Origin of the sequence: Novosphingobium sp. G106 (genome assembly GCF_019075875.1) — a bacterium.
In the GTDB taxonomy this organism is placed as follows: domain Bacteria; phylum Pseudomonadota; class Alphaproteobacteria; order Sphingomonadales; family Sphingomonadaceae; genus Novosphingobium.
Genome location: NZ_JAHOOZ010000001.1, coordinates 3,387,669 through 3,414,239 on the forward strand (window position 1 = coordinate 3,387,669; position 26,571 = coordinate 3,414,239).

The following is a 26,571-nucleotide window of genomic DNA, read 5'->3' on the forward strand; positions in this document are numbered from 1 at the left end:
TAGGCGCCGAACTCCTCCCCCTTACGGAGAAGGATGACCGATCAGTGCTTCACCTGGCAGGCGAGGCCCGCCGCCTTGAGCTTGCTGCAGAGCGCATTGGCCCCGGCGACGTCGCCGGCGAGGACCTGCAGGCGATAGACCGTGCCGATGTCGGCTCTGCCTTCGACGATGCGGTGCTTGAGGCCCGAAAGAGCTTCGTACTGCCCCGAAAGCCGCGTCCAGCCGGCTTCGGCCTGCGAGCGGTTCGAATAGGCGGCAACCTGTACACCGACGCCCGAAGCCTCCGGCTCCGCAGCGGCCGCGCTCGCACTGGGACTCGGCGACGGCGCGGGCTTAGCTGCCGGGGCGTCGCCCAGCCGTGCCGGCCGGGTCTGGCCTTCGGAGACGGCAAAGGCCGTATCGCCCGTGCCGGCGAAGGTCTTGCCGCCGGCGTCCTTGGGCCGTTCCTTGTAGGGCTGCGAAGGCGCAGCAATGACGCTGCCGTCGGCGACCATTGCCTCGTTCTTGCGATGGCTCAGGGCCCACCAGATGCCGCCGCCAATCACCGCCAGCGCCAGCACGCCGAGGATCAGCAGGGCGACCAGCTGGCCGGCGTTGTAGGTCTGGTATTCTTCCTCGTCGCCGTCGGTTTCGAGCCAGGGCAGGCGCACGTCGTCGCCGAATTCGAGCCGCCCGGTCTCTAGCGGCGCGTCATCCCAGGGTTCCTCGCCGGGTACGTGGGGCTCTCGCCCTGACACATACGGATGCTCGCCGGCCCCATTGCCGTTCGCGCCAGTCGCACCCGCGATCGCCATGGCTACATTTCCTCCACCGCCTCGACGCCGAGAAGCGCGAGGCCATTGCGGACAAGCTGCCCGATTTCCGTGGCAAGGAAAAGCCTTGCGCCAGTGACTTGCGGATTCTGTGCCACGATGAACCGCTTTTCGGGACGGTCATTCCCGACGTTCCAGTAAGCATGAAACGCCGCGGCGAGATCGCCAAGGAAGAATGCGATGCGATGCGGCTCGCGCGCGGCAGCCGCCGCCTCGACCAGCCGGGGGAACTGCGCGGCCAGCTTGACCAGTTCCAGTTCCTCTTCACCAAGCAGCGCGAGGTCGGCATCGGAAGGCGCGAAGCCCTCCGCCGCCGCCTTGCGCAGCGTCGAGTTCACGCGGGCGTTGGCATACTGGACGTAGAAGACGGGATTGTCCTTCGAGGCTTCGACCACCTTGGCGAAGTCGAAGTCCATCTGAGCTTCGGGCTTGCGCGTCAGCATGGTGAAGCGGACGACGTCCTTGCCCACTTCCTGCACCACATCGGCCAGGGTGACGAAGTTGCCCGAGCGCTTGGACATCTTTACCGGCTCGCCGTTGCGCAGGAGCTGGACCATTTGGACAAGCTTGACCTCGAACGGCGTCGCTTTTCCTTCTGCGCCCGTCATCGCCGCAACCGCGGCCTTGATCCGCTTGACCGTGCCCGCGTGATCGGCGCCCCAGATGTCGACGAGGGCGTCGGCGCTCTGGGCCTTCTGGAAGTGATAGGCGAGGTCCGCGCCGAAATAGGTCCAGTTGCCGTCGCTCTTCTTGATCGGCCGGTCCTGGTCGTCGCCAAATTTGGTCGAGCGGAACAGCGGCAGCGCCACTGGCTCCCAGTCCTCGGGAGTCTTACCCTTGGGCGCTTCGAGCACGCCGTCGTAGACGAGGTCCTGCGCGCGCAGCCAGGCTTCGGCCTCCTCGGGCTTGCCCGCCGCCTGAAGCTCGGCCTCGGACGAGAACAGGTCGTGGTGGATGCCGAGCAGCGCGAGATCCTGCTTGATCATCACCAGCATCGCCGCGACCGCACGGGTGCGAAAGGCGATCAGCCACTCGCTCTCAGGGGCCGCCGCATACTTGTCGCCGAACTCGGCGGCGAGCTGCTGGCCGACGGGGATCAGGTATTCGCCCGGATAGAGCCCCTCGGGGATCTCACCAACTTCCTGCCCCAGCGCCTCGCGGTAACGTACATGCGCCGAGCGTGCGAGCACGTCGACCTGAGCGCCGGCATCGTTGACGTAGTATTCGCGGATCACCTTGTGCCCGGAGAACTCGAGCAAGGTCGCCAGCGCATCGCCGACCACGGCGCCGCGGCAATGGCCCATGTGCATCGGCCCGGTTGGATTGGCCGAGACATATTCGATGTTGACCGTCGTTCCGCCGCCAGCGTCCGAACGGCCATAGTCGGCGCCAAGCGCGGCGATGGCGCGCAACTCGGCCAGCCAGGTCTCGGGCGTCAGGCGCAGGTTGATGAAGCCCGGCCCGGCGATCTCGGCGCTGGTGACTTCGGGCAGCTTGGCAAGCTCGGCGACGATCGCCTCGGCCAGGGCGCGCGGATTGGTGCCGGCGGGCTTGGCGAGGACCATCGCGGCATTGGTCGCAAGATCGCCGTGCGCGGTGTCGCGCGGCGGCTCGAGCGTGATTGCGGCGCGGTTCAGCCCTGCAGGCAGCGTGCCAGCGGCTTCGAGGGAGTCCAATGCGGCGCCGATGCGGCGCGCGAAGCTGGTGTAAACGGTGTCGGTCTGGGCCATGGCCGCGCGGTTAGCCGGTTTGGCTGCTCAAGGGAACCTTTGTGCGGTTGCGGGTAATAGTGCCATAAGGCGATGGAGATGAAGCGCGGTGAGGAGAGCGCCTGAATGTCGACGAGGACCATGCTGCTTGCGGCGCTGACCGCGTCGCTCCTGACCGCAACCGCACCGATCACCCCCGCTCTCGCCCAGTCCGCGCCGCGCGCGAGCGCCCGGCCTGCTCCCGTTACGACGATCTCGCTTGCGGAAATGCAGAAGGCGCAGCAGCAGCATCCCGACGTGGTCAAACAGTTCGGCGGCGCGGCAGACCCGAAGCTGACCAACTATGTCGCCGGAGTCGGCCGCCGGGTCGCGGCCAATACCAATGTCGCCAATGCCGCCAGCGTCTACAAGGTCACCGTGCTCAACTCGCCCGTGCGCAACGCCTTCGCCGTGCCGGGCGGCTATGTCTATGTCACGCGCGAGCTGCTGGCGCTGATGAACAGCGAGGACGAGCTGGCTTTCGTGCTGGGGCACGAGATGGGCCACGTCGCCGCGCGGCACGGGCAGAAACGCCAGACGCGCAGCACGATCAGCACGCTGGGCGCGGCGATCGCGCAAGTGCTCACCGGCTCGGAAGCGGTCGGCCAGATCGCCAGCCAGGTCGGCCAGGGCGTGGTGCTCGGCTATTCGCGTGCGCAGGAAAACGAAGCGGACACGCTGGGCGAGCGCTACATGATCGCCACCGGCTATGATCCCTATGCTGCCCCGCGCATCCTCTCGGCGCTGGGCGCGGCGGAGACGATGGATGCAACCGTGGCAGGCCAGGCGCAGGTGCAGCAGGCCTCGTGGACGCGCAGCCATCCGCTCAGCGCCGAGCGCGTGCAGCGGACCACCGCTATCGCCCGCCAGGCCGGCCCCGCCGGCTCACCCAGCCGCGACCGCTACCTCGCGGCGATCGACGGCATGGTCTATGGCGACGATCCGCGCCAGGGCATCGTCGACGGCCGCCTGTTCCGCCACGGCGAGCTGCGCTTCAAGTTCACTGCGCCCGAAGGCTTTACGATCGAAAACGGGGTGAACGCGGTCACGGTCAGCGGCAGCGGCGGCCAGGCGCAGTTCGGCGCCGGACGGCTCGTCTCCGATACCGCGCAGGGCCTCGGCGACTATGTCGGCAAGGTCTTCGGCTCGCTCGGCGGCAGCCAGACCAGCCTGCCCGCCGTGCAAACCACCACGATCAACGGGCTGGCCACGGCCTATGCCACCACCGGCGCCACGGCCAACCGCAACCGGGTCGACGTCACTGTGGTCGCCTATCGCTGGAGCGAGGATCTGGCGTATCATTTCGTCCTGATCACGCCGTCGGGCACCGGCATCGGCCCGTTCCAGGGCATGATCCGTTCCTTCGCGCCGATGCTCGGCGCCGAGGTCGCAGCGCTGCGGCCGCGGGTGATCGACGTGGTCAACGTCACGCGCGGCGACACGCCGCGTTCGCTGTCGGCGCGAATGGCCTTCGGCGACCACCAGCTCGAACGCTTCCTGGTGCTCAACGGGCTGGAGGAGAACAGCGTCCTGGCGCCGGGAACCAAGGTTAAGCTGGTCGTCTATGCGCCCAATTAAACCGGGCCTGTAAAAGCGCCCGGTTTCAGGCTATCGGCCGAGCCCATGCCTCCTGCCACTCCGCCTCCGCAGACCTACCGCGTCAAGAGCTTCGGTTGCCAGATGAACGTCTATGACGGCGATCGCATGGCCGAGCTGCTGGCAGAGCAGGGCCTCTCGCCCGCCGCCGAAGGCGCTGACGCCGATCTCGTCGTGCTCAATACCTGCCACATCCGCGAGAAGGCTGCAGAGAAGGTCTATTCGGACATCGGCCGGCTGAAGCGCGACGACGGGTCGAGCCCGCTGATCGCCGTCGCCGGCTGCGTCGCCCAGGCCGAGGGCGAGGAGATCATGGCCCGCGCGCCAGCGGTACGCATGGTCGTCGGCCCGCAGGCCTATCACCGCCTGCCCGAGATGCTGAGCCAGGCCAGCGCCGGCAAGCGCGTCACCAATACCGACATGCCCGCCGAGACCAAGTTCGACGCGCTGCCCAAGCGCCGCCGTTCCGGCGCCAGCGCCTTCCTCACCGTGCAGGAAGGCTGCGACAAGTTCTGCACCTACTGCGTCGTCCCCTATACCCGCGGCGCTGAAATCTCGCGGCCCTGGCAAGCTCTGATCGATGAGGCCGAAAGGCTGGTCGAAGCTGGTGCGCGCGAAATCACGCTGCTGGGCCAGAACGTCAACGCCTGGAGCGGCAAGGATGCCAAGGGCCGCGCCGCTGGGCTCGACGGCCTGATCAGGGATCTCGCCAAGCTGCCGGACCTGCAGCGTATCCGCTACATGACCAGTCATCCCAACGACATGACCGAAGGCCTGATCGCCGCGCATGGCGAGGTCGAGAAACTGATGCCGTTCCTCCATCTGCCGGTGCAGGCGGGCAGCGACCGCGTGCTCAAGGCGATGAACCGCAGCCACACGGCCGAGAGCTACCTGCGCCTGATGGACAAGGTCCGCGCGGTGCGGCCCGACATCGCGCTGTCGGGCGATTTCATCGTCGGCTTCCCCGGCGAGACAGAGGCCGAATTCGCCGAGACGCTCGCGCTCGTCGATTCCCTGGCCTACGCTCAGGCCTTCAGCTTCAAGTACAGTCCCCGCCCCGGCACCCCCGCCGCGACGATGGATGGTCAAATCGCGGCCGAGGTGATGGACGACCGGCTCCAGCGCTTGCAGGACGCGCTCAACCGCGACCAACTCGCGTTCAACGAGGCCACGGTCGGCAAGAACTGCCGGGTGCTGGTCGAGCGTCGGGGCAAGTTCGCCGGCCAGGTCCTCGGCAAGACGCCCTGGCTGCAATCGGCAATCGTCGAAGCCGACGTGGCGATCGGCACGATGCTCGATGTCGAGATCACCGCGGGCGGCCCGAAGTCGCTGACGGCGGTCGAGCGGATCGGCGTCAGCGCCTGAGCGTTTTCCGCCTCCCAAACCTTTTCCACTTCTCTCCGACGCAACTATCCTTGCGCTGCAACATGGCAGGCCTAATCTCCGACTCGAAGGCCGCTGACGGCCCGACATCGAAAGGAGCGCATGGCCCGCAAACCCTCCCGCGCCGATGACCAGTTGGCGCAGCTTCGTCCGGAATCGCCTCGACGCGCCCGGCTGGAGGTCCAGTTCGACGAACCGACTTTGCTGGGAGCGCTGTTCGGTCAGTTCGACGCCAATCTCGTCCAGATCGAGAACCGCCTGGGCGTTTACATCGCGGCCCGCGGCAATCGCATCCAGATCGAAGGCCCGGAGGAGGCGGTGGCGCGTGCCCGCGACGTGCTCAAGGGCATGTACCAGCGGCTCGAGCAGGGCCACCAGCTCGACTCGGGCGCGGTCGAATCGCTGATCGTCATGTCGAGCGAACCGACGCTCGAAGGCATCATCACCGGCAGCCACGACGCGCCGCCGATCATGATCCGCACCCGCAAGAAGACGATCGTGCCGCGCTCGGCGGTGCAGATCGACTATATGCGCGCGCTGGGATCGAAGGACATGATCTTCGCGCTGGGGCCGGCGGGTACGGGCAAGACCTACCTCGCGGTCGCCCAGGCCGTGCAGCAGCTGATCACCGGCTCGGTCCAGCGGCTGATCCTCTCGCGCCCCGCGGTCGAAGCGGGCGAGCGGCTCGGCTTCCTGCCCGGCGACATGAAGGAGAAGGTCGATCCCTATCTCCGCCCGATCTACGACGCGCTCTACGACTGCATGCCGCCTGAGCAGGTCGAGCGGCGCATCGCCAGCGGCGAGATCGAGATCGCGCCGATCGCCTTCATGCGCGGCCGCACCCTGGCCGATGCCTTCGTCATTCTCGACGAGGCGCAGAACACCACCCAGGCGCAGATGAAGATGTTCCTCACCCGCTTCGGCCAGAACAGCCGCATGGTGATCTGCGGCGATCCGCGGCAGGTCGACATCCCCGGCGGCGACGCCCAGAGCGGCCTGGCCGATGCGGTGCGCCGGCTCGAAGGGGTCGAGGGCATCGGCGTGGTGCGGTTCACCTCGGCCGACGTCGTCCGACACCCGATCGTCGGGCGGATCGTCGAGGCCTACGAGGGCAAGGATGCGTAAACTCAAGCCATCTTTCGTCGCCCCTGCGAAGGCAGGGGTCCAACTGACCTCTCCGTGCCACCGCAACGCTGGTTGAAAACGCGAGCTTATCTAGGCCCCTGCCTCCGCAGGGGCGACGGTGACGGGTATGGAACTCGATATTGAGATAGAAGCGCCTTGGCCGGCGGGATACGACTGGCAGCTCCTTGCTGAGCGCGCCGCCGAAGCGGCGCTCACAGTCGCGCCCGAGCTCGCCAACCCGCGGCTCTCGGCGAGCCTGCTGTTCACCAGCGACGCCGAAGTCCAGACTCTCAACCGCGAATGGCGCGAGAAGGACAAGCCGACCAACGTGCTGTCCTTCCCCATGCTCGACCGCGACGAGCTGCTTGAGCTGCGCAGCGAAGGCGTGCCCGAACTGCTCGGCGACATCAGCCTCGCCTGCGAGACCTGCACGCGCGAGGCGGCGGAGAAAGGCGTACCGCTCGAAGCCCATGCGACGCATCTGGTAGTCCACGGCCTGCTGCACCTTGCCGGGCTCGACCACGAGCTTTCGCCCGAGGACGCCGCCACGATGGAAGCGCTCGAAATCAAAGCACTTGCCCTGCTGGGCATTGCTGACCCATATGGCGATGCGGAATGACGCTTTAGGGGCTTGAGAAGAGAATGGCCGAGACGGGCCGAAACGGAGACGCCGGGTCGGGAGATCCGGACAGTACCTACTCGCTATGGCGCGCGATCAGGCGCTTCTTCGACAAGGGCGACAACGAGCAATCGCTGCGCGCACAGCTCGAGGAAGTCATCGACGAGCATGAGGACGACGCTGGCGACACGGGCAGCGCCAAGAAAGGCGATCTCTCGCCGATCGAGCGCCAGATGCTCCGCAACCTCCTCCATTTCAGCGAACACGATGCCGACGACGTGGCGATTCCGCGCGGCGAGATCATCGCCATCCGCTCGAGCGCGAGCTGGGACGAGGTGATCCAGGCGTTTGCCGAGCATGGCCACAGCCGCCTCCCCGTCTATGGCGACACGCTCGACGAAGTCGTCGGCATGGTCCTGATCAAGGACGTGTTTCCCTTCCTCGCCAAGGGCACCCCGCCCGAGGACTGGACCACGCTGCTGCGCCAGCCGCTGTTCGTGCCCCAGGCACGCGGCGCGCTCGACGTGCTGGCCGACATGCGCACGAGCCGCACGCACCTGGCCATCGTCATCGACGAATATTCGGGCACCGACGGCATCATCACCATCGAGGACCTCGTCGAGGAGATCATCGGCGAGATCGAGGACGAGCACGACGACGCCCCGGAAGCGCTGATCGTGCCGCTGGAAAACGGCATGTGGGAAGCCGACGCCCGCGCCGAACTGGAAGACATCGCCGAAACGATCGATCCGCGGCTTGCCGAAGTCGAGGAATCGGTGGATACTCTCGGCGGCCTCACTTTCGTGCTCGCCGGGCAGGTGCCGCCGGTCGGCACCATCGTCGATCACGAGAGCGGCTGGCGGATCGAAGTCATTGCCGGCAACGAGAAGCATGTCACGCGGCTTCGGCTGCATCCCCCTCGCCCAACCGACGACACCGAAGACTGAGCCCGAAGGACTGAGCCCTTGGCTGTACGCCGCCTTCCTCCCCTGCGCGCCCTTGAAGCGTTCGTCCGCGTGGTCCGGCTTGGCTCGGCCAAGGCCGCCGCGTCGGAGCTCGGCCTGTCGCCCTCGGCGCTGTCGCGGCGCGTGGCGGCGCTCGAGGACTTCACCGGCAAGCGGCTGTTCACCCGCCAGCACCAGGCGATGAAGCTGACCGACGAGGGCCAGGCCTTCTACGCCGCGGTCTCGCCCAAGCTCGAGGAATTGGCCGAGGCCGTCGAGGCCCAGGTCGATCCGGGCCGCGTGCTGCGCCTGCACCTCGGCGTACCCTCGCTGTTCGGCGGCCAGCGGCTGTTCCCGCGCCTGCCCGAGCTGCGCAAGCAGCACCCGCGCCTGCACATCGACATCGACACGAGCCCGCACCTCGACACGCGCGTCGGCGATACGCTCGACGCCGCTATCATCCTGTCGAAGGAACCCGATCCCGGCTTCCACGCGGTCCAGCTCGACCAGAACAACGTCTATGCGATCACCTCGCAGGCGCTGGCAAAGGAGATCGGCAACGTGCCCGATCCCGACAAGCTGGCGCGTCAGACCTTCCTGATCCACCACGACCTGCCCGATAGCTTCGATGCCTGGAAGGCGGCGATGAACCTCACCCGGCTGCAGCCGGCGGCGATCGACCATTTCGATTCGGGCCAGCTGATCCTCGAGGCCGCGGCCCAGGGCCTCGGCATCGCCATCATGCACGACGATCACTTCAACCGCTCGGGCGACACCCGCCTGGCGCGGCTCTACGACGTCGACGTCAAGAGCCCCTATTCCTACTGGTTCATCTGCCGCCCGCGCGACCTCGAATCGCGGCCGGTGAAGATCTTCCACGAGTGGATCGTCAAGGCGGGGGTCTGACGCCCCGCTTTCGGCCGATCACCCCTTGGAGCGTGATCACCTTTGACAAAACCAAGCTCGTCACCCCGGACTTGATCCGGGGTCCCGCTCATTGCGCCAGGACGCAAGGTCGAGAAAGCGGGATCCCGGATCAAGTCCGGGATGACGATGTCAGGGTAAGACGATCAACTCTAGCTATCGAACTCCGCCAGCTGCGGCGCGAGCTGGCCCCAGCTCTTGAACAGACCACCGGCCTGATCGAGCATGCGGTCGATCCACTCGCGGTCGCCCCACGGCGGCTCGGCCAGGCTGGCGTTGGGCAGCAGGGCATGGACCTGCTCACTGGTATAGCGCGGGTGATGCGGGTCGGACTGGCCGCTGCGGAACACCAGCACAGGCATGCCGATCTTCTTGTAGTCGTCCGGACGGAGCCCCGGCACCGGCGAGCCCGGTTCGGGAAGGAAAGTGGCGCCCCAGCGCTGCATGGTATCGCAGAAGGTCTCGACGTCCTGCGACAGGATCCGCTCGCGATTGCCCGGATTGCGCCGGATCAGCTCGGCCATTTCGGGAACTTCGGCCACGGCTTCCATCCCGCCGATCTTGGCCGGGGTCTGCAGGCTGCCGCAATAGACGCCTACCAGGCCGGAAAGGCCGATGGCATCGCCGGTGATCCAGAGCACGGCCAGCTTGCGCACGGCATCGGGATGGCGGAGCGCGGCGAGCAGCGACACGCGCGACCCGGCCGAACCGCCGATGACCAGCGCGGGCGCCATGTCGAGCGCCTTCAGCAGGCCGATCAGGGTATCGGCATTGAGGATCGATTCGCTTTCCGCATCGAAGCTGACGTCGGATTCGCCGCAATTCGGGCGATCCCAGATCACGGTCCTGTAGTCGTGCTTCGCCAGTTCCTCGGCAAGATCGCGCACGCCCGGCGTTTCCTTCGGGAAGCGACCGCCGGGGGTTATGATCGCGGTCTTGCTGCCGCTACCGATCACCTCGTAGCCGATGCTCAATCCGTTGACGTCGATCCTTGCCATGGCGGTTCCTCTCACCGATTCTGTTGTTTGACAGTGAAGGCTATCTTGCCCGGGCGGCATGGGCGAGTGCCAAAAGCGGGTTGCCTTCCCGAACGCCCGCTTTTGCCGATCAGGGTATGACGCTCTCGCCCCCGCAGGCGTAGGATGCCGGAAAAGGCACCCAATCGGAGAGGAGCGGTGCGATGGACGCAATGACCAAGGACACCGCCGTCGAACGCCAGGCGCTGGCCTGGATGGACGATCCCCTGCAGGCCTTCGGCTTGTCGCAGACCCAGGCCCATTCGCTGCCGCGCGCGGAAGCGGAGGCGGTGCAGCTCGCCGCGCTCAACCTGCGGCTCGAGCAGCGGCGCGAGCAGATCGTCACGCTCGACAAGCTTGCCCAGGCGCAAGGGATCACGCGGTTCGCCCGGATCGAGGACGCCGCGCCGCTGCTGTTCACGCATGACGTCTACAAGTCCTACCCGATGTCGCTGCTCGCCAAGCAGCGTTTCGACCAGCTGACCAAATGGCTAAGCCGGCTGACTCCCTACGACCTGTCAGGCCTCGACGTGTCGGGCTGCCAGTCGATCGACCAGTGGCTCGAACGCCTGCGCGACACGACCGAACTCGACGTGGCAACCTCGTCGGGCACGAGCGGGACGATGTCGTTCTTCCCCAAGTCACAGCGCGACTACCGCAATTCGGTGCGGATGCTGCGGATGAATCTGACCCAGACCTTCGGCACCGAGCCCGCCCCGGCAGCTTTCGACGAGCCTTACCACGTGCTCACCCCGTTCTACCGCGACGGGCACAACACCGTTGCACGGCTGCCGCACTATTTCCTCGACGTGTTCTGCAAGGGCGACGTCGGCCGGCTGCATACCGCCCTGCCGTACAAGGCCAGCGCCGACCTGATGTGGATGGCCGCGCGCCTGCGCGCTGCCCAGGCCAAGGGCGACGCCGGTCGCGTCGACGTGCCCGAGAGCCTGCTCGCCCGCCGCACCGAGTGGGAAAAGCTCCAGGCCGAAATGCCCAGGCTGCAGATGGCCTTCATCGCCGAAATGGTGCCGCAGCTAACCGGCAAGCAGGTCATGGCGCTGGGTATCACCTCGATGTTCTTCGAGATTGCCCACAATGGCCTCGAGGCCGGTGCCCGCGCGGCTTTCGCGCCGGGATCGGCGGTGGTCGGCGGCGGCGGGGCCAAGGGCATGATCCTGCCCGACGACGCCGAGGAACAGATCGCCCGCTTCTTCGGGGTCGAGCGGATGCGCGGGTCCTACGGCATGACCGAGCAGAACTTCTTCGTGAACGACTGTGAGCACGACCGCTATCACATGCCGCCCTGGGTCTCGGTTATCCTGCTCGACGGCGAGACCGGCCAGCCGCTGCCGCGCGAGGGAGTGCAGACCGGCCGCGCCTCGTTCTTCGATATCAGCCAGGACGGTGCCTGGGGCGGCATCGTCTCGGGCGACCGCATCACGGTCGACTTCACGCCGTGCCCTTGCGGACGAACCACCCTGCACATGGACAAGACGATCCAGCGCTTCAGCGAACTCCAGGGCGGCGACGACAAGATCACCTGCGCGGCGACGCCCGGCGCCCAGGCCGAAGCTTTGGGGTTCTTGAACTCACTTTAACTTGCCGCCGCCCACCGGACCCGCCATCCAGCGCGCGATCTGCGAAGAGGGGGGTTCGACGATGAAACGTATGCTGATCGCCGCAGCGACGTGCTGTGCGCTGCCGCTAGGGTCCGTCGCTGCTCTTGCTCAGGACACAGCCGCCGCACGCGTGACTACCTCAACTCCGCAAGCCGCGGCTCCCGTCGATCCCGTCCGGCTCGCGGCGGCACGTAGGACGGTCGACTTCGTCTTCCCTGCCGGAACTTATGCCCGACTCATGGACGGCAAGATGAGCGGGCTGATGGACCAGATGATGGACACGGTGGGCAAGATGCCGCTGCGCCAGCTGGCCGCCTTGGGCGGTATTTCGCAGGACAAGGTGAGCAAGCTCGGCGATGGCACGCTCAAGGAAGTGATGGCGATCTACGATCCGCACTATCAGGAACGGTCCCAGCTGACCCTGCGCGCGATGACCGGTGAGTTGGTGCCGCTGATGACCCAGTTCGAACCGGCGGTCCGCGACGGCCTGGCACAGGCCTATGCCCGGCGATTCACCGCCCAGCAGCTCGACGAACTTAACCGCTTCTTCGCGACGCCGACCGGCACCGCCTATGCGGCCGATTCCTTTGCTATCTTTATGGATCGGGAGGTCATGTCGAAGATGTCAGAGATCATGCCGGCTATGATCAAGGAGATGCCCGGAATGATGGCTAGAATGAAGGAGGCTACGGCCAGCCTGCCACCGCCGCGCAATTTCGAAGACCTGACGGCCGCGGAGCGCCAGAAGCTGGCGACCTTGCTCGGCGTCAGCGTGGACGAGCTCAGCCGCGACAAGAGCGCGGGCCGGGGCACGGCAAAATAGCGGCCCCGACCCGCAAAAGCGTCAGCCCTCGCTGATCGTCGCCTTGACGATCTTGCCCGGCTCGCGCGGCGGCTCGCCCTTGGGCAGCGCGTCGACGTTTTCCATGCCTTCGACCACCTGGCCCCAGACCGTGTACTGGTTGTCGAGGAAGCGAGCATCGTCGAACACGATGAAGAACTGGCTGTTGGCCGAGTGCGGCGCGCTGGTGCGGGCCATCGAGCAGATGCCGCGGACGTGCGGCTCGGCGTTGAATTCGGCCTTGAGGTCCGGCTTGTCCGAACCGCCCATGCCGGTGCCGTTGGGGCAGCCGCCTTGCGCCATGAAGCCGGGGATCACGCGGTGGAACTTGATGCCGTCGTAGAAGCCTTCACCGACGAGCTCCTTGATCCGTTCGACGTGGCCGGGGGCCAGGTCGGGGCGCAGCTTGATCTTCACGTCACCGGTATCGAGCGAGAGGTTCAGGTATTCGTCAGCCATGATGGTCTCCTCAGGTTTGCGGCGCATATAGGGACAAGTCTGACAAAGTCACGCGGCGGAATGGACATTTCCCGCCTACCCCGGTTGCTTTTGCCTCCTCCGCGGCTAGACCGTGCCCGATGACTCCAGAGGACTTCGATCATACGCTGATAGAGGACGCCGCCGAAGCGCCCGAAGCGGCGCGTGAGAGCGAGAGCCTCGACAAGGAGAACCGGCTGAAGCCTGACTTCGTCCGCCGCGTCCAGGATGCGCTCGAAGCGGGCGAGACCGACGCGGTCTACGACATGGTCGAGCCGCTGCATCCAGCCGACATCGCCGACCTGTTCGAGCTGATCGAAGAGGACGAGCGCCTGCCGCTGGCCCGCGCGATCAACGACCAGATGGGCGTCGAGGTCTTCGCCGAGCTCAACGACCACGTCCGCGAGCTGCTGCTCGAGGAAATCCCCGCCGGCATCATCGCCGACATCGCCGAGCAGCTCGACACGGACGATGCCGTCGCGATGATCGAGGATCTCGACGAGGAGGACCAGAAGGCCGTCCTCGCCGAGATGGAGCCCGAGGACCGCGCGGCGATCGAGACCGCGCTGGCCTATCCCGAAGAAACCGCCGGCCGCCTGATGAGCCGCGATTTCGTCGCGGTGCCCGAGCACATGACGGTGGGCGACCTGATCGACTTCCTGCGTGACGACAGGGAGCTCTCGACCGAGTTCTGGGAAGTATTCATCGTCGACACGCGCCACCATCCGGTCGGCACCTGCCTGCTCTCATGGATCCTGCGCAGCCCGCGGACCGTGCCGCTGTCCGACGTGATGAAGCGCGACCAGACCTTGATCCCGGTCGGCATGGACCAGGAAGAGGTCGCGCTGCGCTTCCAGAAATATGCGCTGATCTCGGCCGCGGTGGTCGACGAGGACGGCCGGCTGGTCGGCCAGATCACCGTCGATGACGTCGTCCACATCATCCAGGAAGAGGCCAGCGAGGACATCCTGCGCCTGTCGGGCGCGGGCGACGGCGACATCAACGAGCCGATCCGGCTGACCGTGAAGACGCGCCTGACCTGGCTGGTCGTCAACCTCGGCACGGCGATCGTCGCCTCCTCGGTGGTCGGGCTGTTCCAGGGGGCGATCGCGCATTTCGCGCTACTCGCGGTACTCATGCCGATCGTCTCGGGCATGGGCGGCAATGCCGGCACGCAGACGCTGGCCGTCGTCGTGCGCGCGCTGGCGACCAACCAGCTGACCGATTCGAACACCCTGCGCATGATCGGCCGCGAACTGCGCATCGCAATGGCCAACGGCCTGTCGCTGGGCCTGCTGATCGGCGGCGGCACCGCGCTCATGTTCGGCAATCCGCTGCTCGGCGCGGTGATCGGCTCGGCCATGGTGATCAACAATCTGGTTGCCGGGCTCGCCGGCATCCTCGTGCCCGTCGCGCTCGACCGGGCGAACGTGGATCCTGCGGTCTCCTCGGCGGTTTTCGTCACCATGGCGACCGACGTTATGGGCTTCTTCTCGTTCCTCGGCCTGGCAGTGCTGTCGGGGCTCGCCTGATGCCGTTGAGCATGACCAAGATCGCATTCGGTTCCGAAAGCCCTGCGACGCTGCGCGCCTGGCTGGAGAGCCAAGCTAGCGAAGGCGAGGCGCGGACCTCCACGCGCTACCTGCCCAAGCGCCACGAAGAGATGGTCGGCGGCTCGCTCTACTGGATCCACAACCACATCATCGTCGGCCGCTCGCCGCTGATCGGCTTCGAGCAGCGCGAGGACCGCCGCTGGTGGATCCGGATGGAGCCCAGGCTGATTCCGGTCCAGCCCAGGCGCAAACGCGCGCACCAGGGCTGGCGCTATCTTGCCGAAGAAGACGCCCCCGCGGACCTCGACGGCGAGATCGGCGAAGGCGACGTGATGCCGGCGCGACTGCTCAGCGAACTGGCCAAGCTCGGGCTGGCCTAAACCAAAAGGCGGAGAGACCGCGATGAAGGGATGGCTGTTCACCGGCGCGCACGAGCCGCTCGAACTGATCGAGCGCGACATGCCGCGCCCCGGCCCCGGCGAAGTGCTGCTGGCGGTGCGCGGCTCGGGCCTGTGCCATAGCGACGTCGGCCGGATGGACGGCACGCTTACGCCCTACATGCCCAAGAAGCCGCCGATCATCCTGGGCCACGAGATTGCCGGGATTGTGATTGAGGTCGGCGGAGGCGTCGGCGACTATGCTCCGGGCGATCGCGTCGTCGCCTCGGGCACGATCGCCTATTGCCCGGGCCGCAATGCCGACGGTGGCTATGCGACGCATTGCCTGCTGCCGACGCACTGCCTCGTCCCGCTGCCCGGCACGGTCAGCTTCGTGCAGGGCGCCGCCGCGACCGACGCCGGCCAGACCTCGCACAGCGCACTGATGGTCGCGGGCGAGCTCAAGCCGGGCCAGCGCGTGGGGATCGTCGGCCTCGGCGGGCTCGGCATGACCGCCGCGCGCATCGCCTTTCTTAACGGCGCCGAAGTCTATGCCGCCGAGCCCCGCCGCGAGGCCTGGGATATCGCGCGGGCGCAGGGCGTGGTCGCCCTTGGCGAAGACGTGCGCGATCTGGCGCAACATGGCCTCGACCTGATCGTCGACTTCGCCGGTTTCGGCACGACCACCGCGGGCGCGATCGCCGCCGTGCGGCCGGGCGGACTCGTCGTGCAGGTCGGGCTCGGCCGCACCGAGGCGCTGATCTCGACCATGGAGCTTATCGGCAAGGGCGTGACCCTGCGCGGCTCGGGCGGCGGCAGCAAGAGCGACACGGCGGCGGTCATCGCCCACATGGCGCGCGGCGACCTGACTATCGCGGCGACGACGATCGGTTTCGACGACATTCCCGAAGGCCTTGCCCGCCTGGAACGTGGCGGTGTGGTCGGCCGGATCGTCGCCGCGCTCGACTGAACTGTTGCCTACGGGCACTGCCTCCGATAGCCTCCCAAACAAACGCTTGGGTAACAAGCAAGGCCGGGAGACAAGCCAATGGCAACCGTCGTACGGGACGAGCAGACTACACTGACGGTCACGCCGCTGACCGGCTCGATCGGCGCGCGAATCGAAGGTGTCGATCTCAGCCGCGACCTCGATCAGGAAACCGCCGACGCGATCCGCCGCGCCTTTGCCGAACATGCGGTGCTCGTCTTCCGCTCCGGACGCGACGCGACGCCCGAAGAACAGCACCGCCTGGCCGCGCTGTCCGGCGAGCCGCAACCGCTCCAGGTCTTCCAGTTCCTCGGCAGGATGCAGGCGGGGATCACTTTCGATCCCGGCTCGCGCATCGTCGCTTCCGATGCCGCCTCGGCGCCCAAGCAATCGGCGCAGATCAAGCGCCAGGATCTCCAGAGCCTCGGCATCGCCGGCGAATTCGACGGCTGGCACAGCGATTCGAGCTTCTGCCATTTCCTGCCCAAGGCCGCCGTGCTCCGCGCCGAGGTGATCGCGCCGGTCGGCGGCGACACCGGCTTCGCCAGCCTCTGCGCCGCCTACGAGGCGCTCTCGCCGATCATGCAAGGCTGGCTGGAAGACCTGCGCGCGGTCCACATCATTCCCGAGGGCTTCAAGGACGGGATCAACCTGGCAAGCTACGGCGCCGACGCGGAGGAGCGCTTCGACGCTTTCTTCCCGCCCAAGGAATGGCCGCTGGTCGTGCGCCATCCCGAGACCGGACGGAAGGCGCTGTGGATCAACCCCGGCTACACCGCGCACATCGTCGGCCTGAAACGCGCGGAAAGCCACGCGCTGATCCGCTTCCTCGCGCGGCATATCTCGTCGACGAGCTTCACCTATCGCCACCACTGGCAGAAGGGCGATCTCGTCGTCTGGGACGAAGTATTCGCGCTCCACCGCGCGCCCGACGATTTCGCACCGCACGAGCGTAAGGTGGTGCGGGTGACCGCCGGGCGGCAGAAGCCGACCGCCTAGGCCCGCTCGACCGCCTTGCGCAGCACGTTGGCGTAGGTCTCCGGCTCCTGTGCGCCGGGGATCAGGTAGCGGCCGTTGACGATCATCGCCGGCACCGCGTTGATCTCGGCCGCCCGCGCTTCCAGTTCCTCCTCGCGGACCTCATGGCCCAGAGCCTCGTCGTCGAGCGCCGCTTCGGCGCCGGCACGGTCTAGCCCCACGCCCGCCGCCACATCGAGCAGCACGGCACGGTCCGAGACATCGCGGCGCTGCTGGAAATAGGCGTCGAACAGCGTCAGCTTGAGCCGGGTCTGCACCTCCGGCCCGCCAGTGGTCAAAGCCCAGCGCAGCAGCTTGTGGGCGAGGAAAGTGTTTCGCAGCCGCCGCTCGGGCTCGGGCTCCGGACCCAGGTAGCGCATCTCGTAACCGGCGCGCGCCGCCATTTCGGTCATTTGCGCGCTCGAAGCCGCGTCGGGCGCGCGGCCATACTTGCGCAGCATGTGCGCGGCCATGTCCTCGCCTTCGCTCGGCATGTCGGGATTGAGTTCGAACGGTCGCCAACGGACCTCGGCCTCGATCTCGCCGGCCAGGCCGGCCAGCGCCTTCTCGAGCTGCTTGTAGCCGATCACGCACCACGGGCACATGACGTCCGAGAAGATGTCGATCGTGACGCGCGCGCTCATCCGCGTGCGACCCACCAGCGCAGCAGCGCATTGGCTACTGCCGTGCGCGGTGGCGCCCGGAAGGCACTGCCGCCTTCGTTTCGCTCAAGCGCCTGCATCGCATCCTCGACCTCGGCGCGGGTGAACCAGCGCGCGTCGTCGAGTTCGGTCTTGTCGACGACCACGGTGGGATCGTCGGCCCAGGCGTGGCAGCCGATCATCAGCGAAGACGGGAACGGCCAGGGCTGGCTGCCCACGTAAGTCACGTCGCGCACGATCACGCCGGCCTCTTCCTGCACTTCGCGGGCCACGGCTTCCTCGATCGCCTCGCCCGGCTCGACGAAACCCGCGAGCGCCGAATAGTTGCCCGCGGGGAACCGCGGCTGGCGGCCGAGCAACACATTGCCCTCATGCTCGACCAGCATGATCGTCACCGGATCGACGCGCGGGAAATGCTCGGCGCGGCAGGCCTCGTTGGTGCAATTGCGCTGCCAGCCGCCCTTGGCGAGCACGGTCGTGTGGCCGCAGCGCGCGCAGAAGCGGTGGCGAGCGTGCCAGTCGACGATCGTCCGCGCGCCGCCATAGGTCGCCAGTTCCTCACCGCTCAAGGTAGCGATCGCCTGCCAGAGCCCGGGATTGGGCGGCGCGACGCTGCCTGCGGCAGGCACCTGAGCGAAGCATGCGCGATCGTCCTGCCGGCCGAGAAAGACGAGTTCGGCATTGTCTCGGGCTTCGGCGAGACTCCCCCATTCGAGGCGGCTCTCGGCCGAAATCACCGGATCGAGCCCTTCGAGCCGCAACAGTCGCGCACCCGGGGTCATCATCCCGGCGAGCAGTTCGGGATTGCCGCGGATATGGTCGGACCGGTCCATCCGGCTGCCGACGAAGGAAATGCCCAGGGGATTGCCGGTCATGCATGTAACTCCAGCAGGGCCGCGACGTCGGCGTGGATCGCGTCCGAATATTCCTTGAGCAGCGAGTTGCCGTTGGGCGGCATGAACTGGACGTAGATGCCCGTCCGGATGCCGCGCTTCATGTCGACGTTCGCCACCGTGCCGGCCGCGCCCGCCCAGCCGTAGATGCCCGCCTCCATGCCCACACCGACGCGGCCGCCGGCGCCGAAGTCGCTGGCCGGCGCCATCAGCGCAGGTCCCGCAACGCCGGGCGGCAGCAGGTTGCTCGTCCCCTGGCGCACCGCCGCCTCGGCGATGATCCGCTTGCCGCCGATCTGTCCGTAATTCGCCAGCATCAGCAGGAAGCGGTCGTAGTCGCGCGGGCTGCTGACCAGCCCAGCCCCGCCCATCGGGAACGACGGCTTGTCGAGGAAGATCGAGGTCGCCCCTGGGTCGATCGGAATGAGGTTCGCGCCCATGGCTGCGAAATTGGTGGTTAGCCGCTTGGCCTCGCTGGCAGGAACTTGGAACCAGGTGCTGGTCATGCCCGCCGGATCGAAGATGCGCTCCTTGAGGAAGACATCGAACGGCTTGCCCGAGACGACCTCGATCACACGGCCCATCAGGTCAAGCCCATTGCTGTAGCTCCAGTGCGTCGCGGGCTGATAGACCAGCGGCATCTCGGCCAGGCCATCGGCGAACTGCGTCAGGCTCGGTACGGCCTGGCCGCGGTCGAGCCCGGGGATCGACATGTGGCTGATCTGGCCGGCAACCAGCCCAGCCTTGATGAAAGCCTCCTTGATCGGCCCGCGCTGGATGATCGAATAGCCGATGCCCGAGGTGTGCGTGATCAGTTCGCGGATGGTGATCTGGCTCTTGGCCGGCTCGAGATCGGTGAGCGAGCCGTCGTAGGTCTTCTGCACCTGCATATGCGCGAACTTGGGCAGGATGTCCGCAACCGGCTGATCGAGCCGGAGCTTGCCCTCGCCGATCAGCATCATCGTCGCCATGCCGGTGATCGGCTTGGTCATCGAATAGATGCGGTAGAGGCTGTCTGGACCCTGGGCATCGAGATCGGTGAAGCTGTCGCTGCCGCGCGAGACGTACTGCGTCTCCCGGCCCGGCAGGCCGAGCGCGGCGACCATGCCGGGGAACTTGCCGGGGCCGACCCAGCGCTCGATCAGCGCGGTCACCTGCGGCATCAGCGAAGGTTGCTCGGCCGCCCAGGCGAGCCGCGGCATCAGCGCGGCGCTGAGGCCGGCCCAGGCGCCGAGCCGCAGAAGTTCGCGCCGGCCGAGTTCGGCCTTCAGGGAATCCATCGCGCGCATCGTCAGCTCTCTCCCGATTCGGCCAACGCGAGGCGCGCGGCCTTGGCGAAAAGCGTGGGCAGGCCGGCCTCTTCGAGCCGGTCCAGCGGCCACCACTCGCCTGCACCGTGCGGCAAGCTAGCCCAATCGCTTCCCGAATAAAGCGCCAAGTTCAAGGTCAGCGAAAAATGCGTGAAGACGTGGGCAATCGCGCCCCCCGGCTCCCACGGGCCGGCCAGCGGCCCCTCGCCCGTGCCATCGGCGCGAGCGCGCCAGCCATCGTCGGGCAGCGCGCGCATGCCGCCGAGCATGCCCTTGCCCTCGCGCCGCACCAGCCAGACCTTGCCGTTCCGCGCAATCCAGAACGCCCGCCCCTGCCGCTGCGGCTTGACCGCCTTCACCGGCTTGACTGGGAAGAGATCGGGCTCGCCGGTGCGGAAGCCGGTGCAATCGGCGGACAGCGGGCAGAGCATGCAACGCGGGTTCTTGCTCGTGCAGATCGTTGCGCCGAGGTCCATCATCGCCTGGGCGAAATCGCCGGCGCGCGCATCGGGCGTGATCTGGTCCGCTGCCTCTCGGATCGCCGCGCGGCCACCGGGCAGCGGCGTGTCGATCGCGAAGAGCCGCGCGACCACGCGCTCGACATTGGCATCGACCACGACCGCACGCCGCCCGAAGGCGATCGCCGCTACCGCCGCAGCGGTATAGGCGCCCAGGCCCGGAAGCTGACGCAGGCCTTCCTGGTTGTCGGGAAAGACACCACCCGACGCCGCGACGGCGCGGGCGCAAGCGAGCAGATTGCGCGCACGGGCGTAGTATCCGAGGCCCGCCCAGGCAGCCATGACCTCGCCGTCCTCGGCCGCGGCGAGATCGCCTATCGTCGGCCAGCGCTTGGTGAACTTCGCGAAGTACTCTTTCACCGCCGCCACGGTGGTCTGCTGGAGCATCACTTCGGACAGCCAGACGCGGTAGGGGTCCGGCGCCGGAGCACCCGGCGGCGCGCGCCAGGGCAGCACCCTTGCATGCCGGTCGTACCAGCCAAGCAAATCCGCTGCGATGTCCTGCGATCTGGCGTCCATCGCCGCGCTATGGCATTGCCCCCTTCACAATGGAACGGGACAAGCCAGAGAAACCGGAAGCAAAGCCTGCCAAGGCGTCGGCGAAGTCCGGGGCGCGCCCGTACGAGCGGCCGCGCGGCGGGCAGGCGCGCGCCATTTCGGACCTGATGCCCGAGATCGGCCGCACCGCTTTCCGCCGTTTCGGCTTCATCCAGTCGAGCGTCGTCACCCGCTGGCCTGAGATCGTCGGACCGCGCCACGCCCGCGTCTGCGCGCCCGAGGCGATTCGCTTCCCGCCGGGCGAGAAGGCCGACGGCATTCTCCAGCTCGTCGTCGTCCCGGCCCACGCGCCGATTATTCAGCACGTGATCCCCGAGATCATCGAGCGGGTGAACCGCTTCTTCGGCTACAAGGCCGTCGCCAAGGTCAAGATCCGGCAAGGCGAGGTTAAGCCGCCTTCTGCTGAGAAACCGACCGCGCCGCCGTCGCTAAAACCCATTCCGATGGAACTGGGCGACTCGCTGCGCGACATCGGCGACCCCGAACTGCGCACGGTGCTCGAATCGCTTGCGCGCAGCCTCGGAACGCAGGATCCGGAAGAGAAATAGGGAACCCGAACACCGATGCGCCTGATCCAGCTCGTTACCTTAGCCGCCGCTGCACTGCTTTCGATCGGCGCCGGCAAGCCGGCTCCGCGAGCGGCGCAGACGCCTCACGGAAACTGGCTGGGAACGATCGCGGTCACCGCCGCCGGCAGCCACACGCTGGGCAACCCCGCCGCGCCGGTGAAGCTGGTCGAATATGTCAGCTATACCTGCCCGCACTGCGCCCATTTCCAGCAGCAGTCCGACGCACCGCTGCGCATCGCCTATCTCCAGCCCGGCAAGGTACAGGTCGAGGTCCGCCACCTCGTGCGCGATCCGATCGACATGACCGTGGCGATGCTGACCAATTGCGGCGCGCCGAGCCGGTTCTTCGCCAACCACAACCTGTTCCTCCAGGGTCAGGACCGCTGGATCGGCGCAGCGAACACGGCCAGCGAGGCGCAGCGCGCGCGTTGGACTACCGGCGACAAGGCCGCGCGGATGCGCGCGATCGCCGCGGACTTCGGCTTCTACGCGATGATGGAGCAGCGCGGCTACGACCGCGTAACGGTCGACCGCTGCCTCGCCGACGATGCCATGGCCAAGCGACTCGCCGCGCAGACAGCCGGCGCGGAAGCGCTGGGCGTCCAGGGCACGCCTGGATTCTTACTCAACGGCCTGCTGCTCGCCGGCACCTATGACTGGCAGAGCCTCGACGCCCAGCTCCAGGCGCGGTTCTGACGCGGATTGTTGTGGAGATGTCCGGGGGTTTCGCGGCCCCTTCCCTTCTAACGCCCAGACCCTTGGGCTAGCTTTTTCCCTTCATCGACGAGGTTTCCCATGAATCGCATGCCTCTCTCCCGTCTCGCCGTGACTTTCGCCGTGGCTCCGCTGGTGCTCGGCCTTGCCGCCTGCGGCAAGAAGGAAGGCGGCGACACGGCGACCAAGAGCGAGGCCGTGGCCAAGGCCGCCCCACCCGCCGGCAAGGCCTGGACCGACGTCGTCAGCAAGACAGCCGAGGGCGGCTACCTGATGGGCAACCCCAACGCGCCGATCAAGCTCGTCGAATTCGGCGCGCTGAGCTGCTCGCACTGCGCCGAATTCTCCGAAAAGAGCTCGGCCGAATTGCGCGACAAATTCGTCGCCAGCGGCCAGGTCAGCTATGAGCTGCGCTTGTTCATGTTGAACGCGCTCGACATGCCGGCCGCGCTGCTGGTTACCTGCGGCGCGCCCGAGACGGTGCCTGGCCTCGCCGAGCAATTCTGGGCCTGGCAGCCGCACATGTTCGAAGGCCTGCAGAAGGCGGGCGACGCGCAGATGCAGGCGATCCAGGCGCAGAAGCCGCCGCAGAGTTTCGTCAGCCTCGCCCAGGTCGGCGGCATGACCGATTTCATCACCTCGCGCGGGATCGCCGCGCCGCAGGCCGCGGCCTGCCTCGCCGACGGCAAGAAGGCCACCGACTTCGCCCAGCAGACCCAGACCGCCAGCACCAAATACGAGATCACCGGCACGCCGACCTTCATGATCGATGGCGACAAGATCACCGGCAACACCTGGCCCGAGATCAAGACCGCGCTCGAAAACAAGGGCGCGCGTTGATGAACGCGGCGGACTAGGGCCCTCGATGCGCATCAGGCGACTCAAGCTCAGCGGATTCAAGAGCTTCGTCGAGCCTGCCGAACTGCGCATCGAAGCCGGCCTGACCGGCGTCGTCGGCCCCAACGGCTGCGGCAAGTCCAACCTCCTCGAAGCGATCCGCTGGGTCATGGGCGAAAGCTCGGCCAAGTCGCTGCGCGGCGGCGGCATGGAGGACGTGATCTTCGCCGGCACGGCGACGCGCCCGCCGCGAGACTTCGCCGAAGTCGTGCTGTTCGCCGAACAGGCCTCGGGCCAGGACGGCCAGGACATAGAGGTCGTTCGCCGGATCGAGCGCGGCGCGGGCAGCGCCTACCGCCTGAACGGCCGCGACGTGCGCGCCAAGGACGTCTCGCTGATCTTCGCCGACGCCGCCACCGGCGCCCATTCGCCCGCGCTGGTCAGCCAGGGCCGCATCGCCGCGGTGATCGCCGCCAAGCCGGCAGAGCGCCGGCTGATGCTCGAAGAGGCCGCAGGCATCTCGGGCCTGCACGTGCGCCGCAAGGACGCCGAGCAGAAGCTGCGCGCCACCGAAGCCAACCTCGCCCGGCTCGAGGACCTGATGTCGGGCCTCGACGCACAGATCGCCACCTTGCGGCGGCAGGCCCGCGCCGCAGAACGCTACCGCGCAGTGTCGGAAAAGATCCGCCTCGCCGAAGCCCGCCTCGTCTTCGCCCGCTGGCGCGACGCTGCCGAGGCCGCCGATGCCGCGCGGGCCGAGGCGCAGGCCGCCGAAACACGCGTCGCCGAGGCCCAGGGCGCGGTCAAGGCGGCGCAGGACGCGCAGGCGCTCGGCGCTCATGCCCTCGCCGAAGCCCGCGATACATTGGCTGACCGCCGCGACGATTCCAGCGCCCACGGCCACCGCATGGCGACCTTGACCAGCCAGCTCGAAAGCGCCGAGGACCGGCTCGCCGACCTCGACCGCCAGCGCAAGCGGCTCGAGGATGACCGCAGCGACGCCGGCCGGCTGACCCAGGACGCCGCCGACGCGCTCGCCGCGCTCGAACGCGAGCTGATCGCAGGCGAGGCGCGGCTGGCCGAGGACGAAGCCAAGCGCCCCGGTCTTGCCGCTGCGCTCAGCAGCGCCGAGCACGGCGCGCAGCAGGCCGAACTGGCGCTGGCCCAGGCCACCGCGGCGCAGGCAGGGGTCGAGGCCGAATGGCGCGTGGCCGAAGCCGAACTGGCCGCAGCCGGATCGCGCCTTGCGCGGCTCGACCAGGAAATCGCACGCCAGCGGGCGCAGCGCGATGCGCTGGCCCAGCAGGGCGATCCCGAGACCGCGGTGCAGGAAGCAATGGTACGGCGCGACAAGGCCGCCGCCGCGCTCGCCGAGGCGCGCACCGCGCTCGAAGCCCAGCAGGCGCGCAAGGCGGAGCTGCAGGGTGCGCGCGATGCCGCGGCCAGTGCGCTCGCATCGGCCCGCGCCGAACTCGCCGGTATCGAGCGCGAGCACAATGCGCTGCTGCGCGACCGCGAAGCGCGCGAGAAACAGGCCAAGGCCAAGCACGGGCTGCCCCAGGCGATCGACCGTGTCCGTGTCGCTCCCGGCTATGAACGCGCGCTCGCCGCCGTGCTCGGCCGCGACGCCAGGACCGCACTCGGTCCCGCGCCTGCTGGCGAGGAAGGCCGCTACTGGACCGGTGCCGAAGCTCCGGCGGCCGTCGCAGGCAGCCTCGCCGCGCATGTCCGCGATTGCCCGGCCGAACTCGTCGCGCGGCTGGCATTGGTCCACGTCGCCGATACCGACGACGGCCGCGCGCTCGCTCCCGGCGAATGGCTGGTGACCCGCACCGGCCTGCTGCGCCGCTGGGATGGCCTCGTCGCCTCGGGCGAAGGTGCGGCCGAAGCGGCACGGCTCGAGGCGGAGAACCGTTTCTCCGAACTGGCGGCCGAGCTGCCGGCGAGGCGCGCGACGGCCGCGGAAGCGGAAAAATTCAGGGTGAAGTCCAGGCCGAACTGGCCACTTTGCAGACAGCCGTGATTGCCTCCGAACGGACCGTCGCCGGCGCCGCCGATGCCGAACGCAGCGCTTTGCGTGCGCTCGACCAAGCCGAGGACGCCCGCACCCGCCACGCCGCCCGGCTCGCCGAGCTTGCCGCGGCGCAGGCAGATCTATCCGACCAGCAGGGACAGACCGAGAAGGAGCGCGCCGAGGCCGAGCAGCGCCGCGATGCCCTGCCCGATCCCGAAGCTGGCCGCACCGCGCTGACCGCGGCCCAAGCTCGGCACCAGGCCTCGCGCCAGGCGCTGCAGCTCGCGATGGCGCGGCTTTCAGGCCATGACCAGGAACTCGCCGTTGCGCGCGAGCGAGCGACCGCCCAGCGCACCGACATGAAGAACTGGCAGGCGCGGGCGGGCGATGCCGCTGGCCGCCTCGCCGAAATGGCGCGACGGCTCGACGAGATCGAGGAAGAGCGCGCGGTCATGGCGGCCAAGCCCGCCGCGCTGATCCGCGAGATCGAGGCCGGCGACGCTGTGCGCGAGCGGCTGGCCAGCGAACTCGCCAAGGCCGAGGAAGCCGTGGCCGAAGCAACGACCACGGCGCGCGCCGCCGACGAAGCGCTGAGCGCAATCGGCGAGGCGCTCGCCACCGCGCGCGAAGCCCGTGCCGGCGCCGTCGCCCGCGCCGAGAACGAGGAACAGCGGCGCAGCGAGATGGCGCGCATTTCGGGCGAGCGCTTCCAGTGCCCGCCGCCGCTGCTCCCCGGCCGCTTCGAGTTCGACACCGCCGACGTCGCCGCTGCGGGCGAGGAAAACGCGACGATGGACAGCCTGACCGCCGAGCGCGAGCGCATCGGCCCGGTCAACCTCGTCGCCGCCGACGAACTCGCCGAAGCCGAGGGCAAGCAGGCGACGAGCCTCGCCGAGCAGGCCGAACTGACCGAGGCCGTCCACCGCCTGCGCGGCTCGATCGGCAGCCTCAACCGCGAAGGCCGCGAGCGCCTGCGCGCCGCTTTCGAGGCCGTCGACACCCATTTCCGCCGTCTGTTCACCCGCCTGTTCGAAGGCGGCCAGGCCCATCTGGCGCTGGTCGATTCGGACGACCCGCTCGAAGCCGGGCTCGAGATCTACGCCCAGCCGCCGGGCAAGCGGCTGCAATCGCTGACGCTGCTTTCGGGCGGCGAACAGGCGCTGACCGCGGTGGCGCTGATCTTCGCGCTGTTCCTCACCAACCCCGCGCCGATCTGCGTGCTCGACGAAGTCGACGCGCCGCTCGACGACGCCAATATCGAACGCTTCTGCGACCTGCTCGACGCGATGGTGGCGGAGACCGACACGCGCTACCTGATCGTAACCCACAACGCCGTGACGATGAGCCGCATGCACCGCCTGTTCGGCGTGACCATGGTGGAGAAAGGCGTCTCGCGGCTGGTCAGCGTCGACCTCGGCGGGGCCGAGGAACTGCTCGCGGCAGAATAGGGCCTGCAT

23 protein-coding genes and 1 pseudogene are annotated in these 26,571 nt (G+C 67.8%); 16 read left to right on the forward strand and 8 right to left on the reverse strand.

The window, feature by feature from the left end; genetic code table 11:
- Positions 1–41: 41 nt before the first annotated feature.
- Both KRR38_RS16165 and argS read right to left on the reverse strand, forming a co-directional pair.
- Positions 42–794, reverse strand: a complete 753-nt coding sequence (locus tag KRR38_RS16165) for an SPOR domain-containing protein (protein ID WP_217403484.1) — start codon at positions 792–794, stop codon at positions 42–44.
- A gap of 2 nt (positions 795–796) precedes the next feature.
- Positions 797–2,542, reverse strand: coding sequence for an arginine--tRNA ligase (gene argS / locus KRR38_RS16170; RefSeq protein ID WP_217403486.1), 1,746 nt, complete (start codon positions 2,540–2,542; stop codon positions 797–799).
- A gap of 105 nt (positions 2,543–2,647) precedes the next feature.
- Between argS and KRR38_RS16175 the strand changes: the two genes are divergently transcribed.
- The 6 genes from KRR38_RS16175 to KRR38_RS16200 all read left to right on the forward strand — a co-directional run bounded on the left by KRR38_RS16175 (position 2,648) and on the right by KRR38_RS16200 (position 9,133).
- Entirely contained in the window at positions 2,648–4,138 is a 1,491-nt protein-coding gene (locus KRR38_RS16175; RefSeq protein ID WP_254514836.1) for a M48 family metalloprotease, read from the forward strand.
- 45 nt (positions 4,139–4,183) lie between these two features.
- Positions 4,184–5,521, forward strand: coding sequence for a tRNA (N6-isopentenyl adenosine(37)-C2)-methylthiotransferase MiaB (gene miaB, locus KRR38_RS16180; RefSeq protein WP_217403488.1), 1,338 nt, complete (start codon positions 4,184–4,186; stop codon positions 5,519–5,521).
- Positions 5,522–5,641: 120 nt separating this feature from the next.
- Positions 5,642–6,664 (forward strand): PhoH family protein, encoded by a 1,023-nt coding sequence (locus KRR38_RS16185; protein WP_217403490.1) that lies wholly within the window; start codon positions 5,642–5,644, stop codon positions 6,662–6,664.
- 127 nt (positions 6,665–6,791) lie between these two features.
- Positions 6,792–7,283, forward strand: a complete 492-nt coding sequence (ybeY, locus tag KRR38_RS16190; protein WP_217403492.1) for an rRNA maturation RNase YbeY — start codon at positions 6,792–6,794, stop codon at positions 7,281–7,283.
- 23 nt (positions 7,284–7,306) lie between these two features.
- Positions 7,307–8,230, forward strand: a complete 924-nt coding sequence (locus tag KRR38_RS16195; RefSeq protein WP_217403494.1) for a hemolysin family protein — start codon at positions 7,307–7,309, stop codon at positions 8,228–8,230.
- A gap of 18 nt (positions 8,231–8,248) precedes the next feature.
- A complete protein-coding gene (locus KRR38_RS16200; RefSeq protein ID WP_217403496.1) occupies positions 8,249–9,133 on the forward strand; it encodes a LysR substrate-binding domain-containing protein in 885 nt (294 codons plus the stop codon).
- Positions 9,134–9,303: 170 nt separating this feature from the next.
- On the opposite strand, the gene KRR38_RS16205 is transcribed toward KRR38_RS16200, so the two are convergent.
- Positions 9,304–10,149 carry an alpha/beta fold hydrolase gene (locus KRR38_RS16205; RefSeq protein WP_217403498.1) on the reverse strand — a complete coding sequence of 282 codons (846 nt, stop codon included), beginning with the start codon at positions 10,147–10,149 and terminating at the stop codon, positions 9,304–9,306.
- Positions 10,150–10,331: 182 nt separating this feature from the next.
- On the opposite strand from KRR38_RS16205, the gene KRR38_RS16210 reads away from it, so the two are divergent.
- Both KRR38_RS16210 and KRR38_RS16215 read left to right on the forward strand, forming a co-directional pair.
- Positions 10,332–11,765 carry a hypothetical protein gene (locus KRR38_RS16210; RefSeq protein WP_217403500.1) on the forward strand — a complete coding sequence of 478 codons (1,434 nt, stop codon included), beginning with the start codon at positions 10,332–10,334 and terminating at the stop codon, positions 11,763–11,765.
- Between the two features lie 61 nt (positions 11,766–11,826).
- Positions 11,827–12,609, forward strand: a complete 783-nt coding sequence (locus KRR38_RS16215; protein ID WP_217403502.1) for a DUF2059 domain-containing protein — start codon at positions 11,827–11,829, stop codon at positions 12,607–12,609.
- A 21-nt stretch (positions 12,610–12,630) separates the two neighbouring features.
- Here the strand turns inward: KRR38_RS16215 and KRR38_RS16220 are convergent, their stop codons facing one another.
- Complete coding sequence (locus KRR38_RS16220) at positions 12,631–13,086, reverse strand: peptidylprolyl isomerase (RefSeq protein ID WP_217403504.1); 456 nt, start codon at positions 13,084–13,086, stop codon at positions 12,631–12,633.
- A 119-nt stretch (positions 13,087–13,205) separates the two neighbouring features.
- On the opposite strand from KRR38_RS16220, the gene mgtE reads away from it, so the two are divergent.
- The 4 genes from mgtE to KRR38_RS16240 all read left to right on the forward strand — a co-directional run bounded on the left by mgtE (position 13,206) and on the right by KRR38_RS16240 (position 17,021).
- A complete protein-coding gene (gene mgtE / locus KRR38_RS16225; RefSeq protein WP_217403506.1) occupies positions 13,206–14,636 on the forward strand; it encodes a magnesium transporter in 1,431 nt (476 codons plus the stop codon).
- The gene (locus KRR38_RS16230) at positions 14,636–15,037 is read left to right on the forward strand and encodes a DUF1489 family protein (protein ID WP_217403508.1); all 402 of its coding nucleotides are present in this window, start codon (positions 14,636–14,638) and stop codon (positions 15,035–15,037) included. Before mgtE ends, KRR38_RS16230 begins: the two co-directional genes overlap by 1 nt.
- A gap of 22 nt (positions 15,038–15,059) precedes the next feature.
- Positions 15,060–16,004: a zinc-binding dehydrogenase gene (locus KRR38_RS16235; protein WP_217403510.1), complete on the forward strand. Its 945-nt coding sequence runs from the start codon at positions 15,060–15,062 to the stop codon at positions 16,002–16,004.
- Positions 16,005–16,082: 78 nt separating this feature from the next.
- Positions 16,083–17,021, forward strand: a complete 939-nt coding sequence (locus KRR38_RS16240; protein ID WP_217403512.1) for a TauD/TfdA family dioxygenase — start codon at positions 16,083–16,085, stop codon at positions 17,019–17,021.
- On the opposite strand, the gene KRR38_RS16245 is transcribed toward KRR38_RS16240, so the two are convergent.
- Genes KRR38_RS16245 through KRR38_RS16260 form a run of 4 tightly spaced genes read right to left on the reverse strand, consistent with a single transcriptional unit; the run spans position 17,018 to position 20,941 of the window.
- Positions 17,018–17,683 carry a DsbA family oxidoreductase gene (locus KRR38_RS16245; RefSeq protein ID WP_217403514.1) on the reverse strand — a complete coding sequence of 222 codons (666 nt, stop codon included), beginning with the start codon at positions 17,681–17,683 and terminating at the stop codon, positions 17,018–17,020. The genes KRR38_RS16240 and KRR38_RS16245 overlap by 4 nt on opposite strands.
- Entirely contained in the window at positions 17,680–18,576 is an 897-nt protein-coding gene (gene nudC / locus KRR38_RS16250) for an NAD(+) diphosphatase (RefSeq protein ID WP_217403516.1), read from the reverse strand. The genes KRR38_RS16245 and nudC overlap by 4 nt, the downstream gene beginning before the upstream one ends.
- Complete coding sequence (locus tag KRR38_RS16255) at positions 18,573–19,883, reverse strand: serine hydrolase (protein WP_217403518.1); 1,311 nt, start codon at positions 19,881–19,883, stop codon at positions 18,573–18,575. Before KRR38_RS16255 ends, nudC begins: the two co-directional genes overlap by 4 nt.
- A gap of 2 nt (positions 19,884–19,885) precedes the next feature.
- On the reverse strand, positions 19,886–20,941 hold the full coding sequence (locus tag KRR38_RS16260) for an A/G-specific adenine glycosylase (RefSeq protein ID WP_217403520.1): 1,056 nt from the start codon (positions 20,939–20,941) through the stop codon (positions 19,886–19,888).
- Positions 20,942–20,970: 29 nt separating this feature from the next.
- Between KRR38_RS16260 and KRR38_RS16265 the strand changes: the two genes are divergently transcribed.
- The 4 genes and pseudogenes from KRR38_RS16265 (at position 20,971) to KRR38_RS16280 (ending at position 26,562) form a co-directional block, all read left to right on the forward strand.
- A complete protein-coding gene (locus tag KRR38_RS16265) occupies positions 20,971–21,528 on the forward strand; it encodes a DUF721 domain-containing protein (RefSeq protein WP_217403522.1) in 558 nt (185 codons plus the stop codon).
- A 15-nt stretch (positions 21,529–21,543) separates the two neighbouring features.
- Entirely contained in the window at positions 21,544–22,245 is a 702-nt protein-coding gene (locus tag KRR38_RS16270; protein WP_217403524.1) for a thioredoxin domain-containing protein, read from the forward strand.
- Between the two features lie 99 nt (positions 22,246–22,344).
- The gene (locus KRR38_RS16275; protein ID WP_254514837.1) at positions 22,345–23,103 is read left to right on the forward strand and encodes a thioredoxin domain-containing protein; all 759 of its coding nucleotides are present in this window, start codon (positions 22,345–22,347) and stop codon (positions 23,101–23,103) included.
- Between the two features lie 25 nt (positions 23,104–23,128).
- Positions 23,129–26,562 (forward strand): annotated as a pseudogene (locus KRR38_RS16280) (chromosome segregation SMC family protein).
- Positions 26,563–26,571 lie beyond the last annotated feature (9 nt).

Bases quoted from the DNA above. Each gene is read 5' to 3' on its own strand.
- KRR38_RS16165 (WP_217403484.1), bottom strand. From the start codon at position 794: ATGGCGATCGCGGGTGCGACTGGCGCGAACGGCAATGGGGCCGGCGAG.
- argS (WP_217403486.1), bottom strand. From the start codon at position 2,542: ATGGCCCAGACCGACACCGTTTACACCAGCTTCGCGCGCCGCATCGGC.
- KRR38_RS16175 (WP_254514836.1), top strand. From the start codon at position 2,648: ATGTCGACGAGGACCATGCTGCTTGCGGCGCTGACCGCGTCGCTCCTG.
- miaB (WP_217403488.1), top strand. From the start codon at position 4,184: ATGCCTCCTGCCACTCCGCCTCCGCAGACCTACCGCGTCAAGAGCTTC.
- KRR38_RS16185 (WP_217403490.1), top strand. From the start codon at position 5,642: ATGGCCCGCAAACCCTCCCGCGCCGATGACCAGTTGGCGCAGCTTCGT.
- ybeY (WP_217403492.1), top strand. From the start codon at position 6,792: ATGGAACTCGATATTGAGATAGAAGCGCCTTGGCCGGCGGGATACGAC.
- KRR38_RS16195 (WP_217403494.1), top strand. From the start codon at position 7,307: ATGGCCGAGACGGGCCGAAACGGAGACGCCGGGTCGGGAGATCCGGAC.
- KRR38_RS16205 (WP_217403498.1), bottom strand. From the start codon at position 10,149: ATGGCAAGGATCGACGTCAACGGATTGAGCATCGGCTACGAGGTGATC.
- KRR38_RS16210 (WP_217403500.1), top strand. From the start codon at position 10,332: ATGGACGCAATGACCAAGGACACCGCCGTCGAACGCCAGGCGCTGGCC.
- KRR38_RS16215 (WP_217403502.1), top strand. From the start codon at position 11,827: ATGAAACGTATGCTGATCGCCGCAGCGACGTGCTGTGCGCTGCCGCTA.
- KRR38_RS16220 (WP_217403504.1), bottom strand. From the start codon at position 13,086: ATGGCTGACGAATACCTGAACCTCTCGCTCGATACCGGTGACGTGAAG.
- mgtE (WP_217403506.1), top strand. From the start codon at position 13,206: ATGACTCCAGAGGACTTCGATCATACGCTGATAGAGGACGCCGCCGAA.
- KRR38_RS16230 (WP_217403508.1), top strand. From the start codon at position 14,636: ATGCCGTTGAGCATGACCAAGATCGCATTCGGTTCCGAAAGCCCTGCG.
- KRR38_RS16235 (WP_217403510.1), top strand. From the start codon at position 15,060: ATGAAGGGATGGCTGTTCACCGGCGCGCACGAGCCGCTCGAACTGATC.
- KRR38_RS16240 (WP_217403512.1), top strand. From the start codon at position 16,083: ATGGCAACCGTCGTACGGGACGAGCAGACTACACTGACGGTCACGCCG.
- KRR38_RS16245 (WP_217403514.1), bottom strand. From the start codon at position 17,683: ATGAGCGCGCGCGTCACGATCGACATCTTCTCGGACGTCATGTGCCCG.
- nudC (WP_217403516.1), bottom strand. From the start codon at position 18,576: ATGACCGGCAATCCCCTGGGCATTTCCTTCGTCGGCAGCCGGATGGAC.
- KRR38_RS16255 (WP_217403518.1), bottom strand. From the start codon at position 19,883: ATGCGCGCGATGGATTCCCTGAAGGCCGAACTCGGCCGGCGCGAACTT.
- KRR38_RS16260 (WP_217403520.1), bottom strand. From the start codon at position 20,941: ATGGACGCCAGATCGCAGGACATCGCAGCGGATTTGCTTGGCTGGTAC.
- KRR38_RS16265 (WP_217403522.1), top strand. From the start codon at position 20,971: ATGGAACGGGACAAGCCAGAGAAACCGGAAGCAAAGCCTGCCAAGGCG.
- KRR38_RS16270 (WP_217403524.1), top strand. From the start codon at position 21,544: ATGCGCCTGATCCAGCTCGTTACCTTAGCCGCCGCTGCACTGCTTTCG.
- KRR38_RS16275 (WP_254514837.1), top strand. From the start codon at position 22,345: ATGAATCGCATGCCTCTCTCCCGTCTCGCCGTGACTTTCGCCGTGGCT.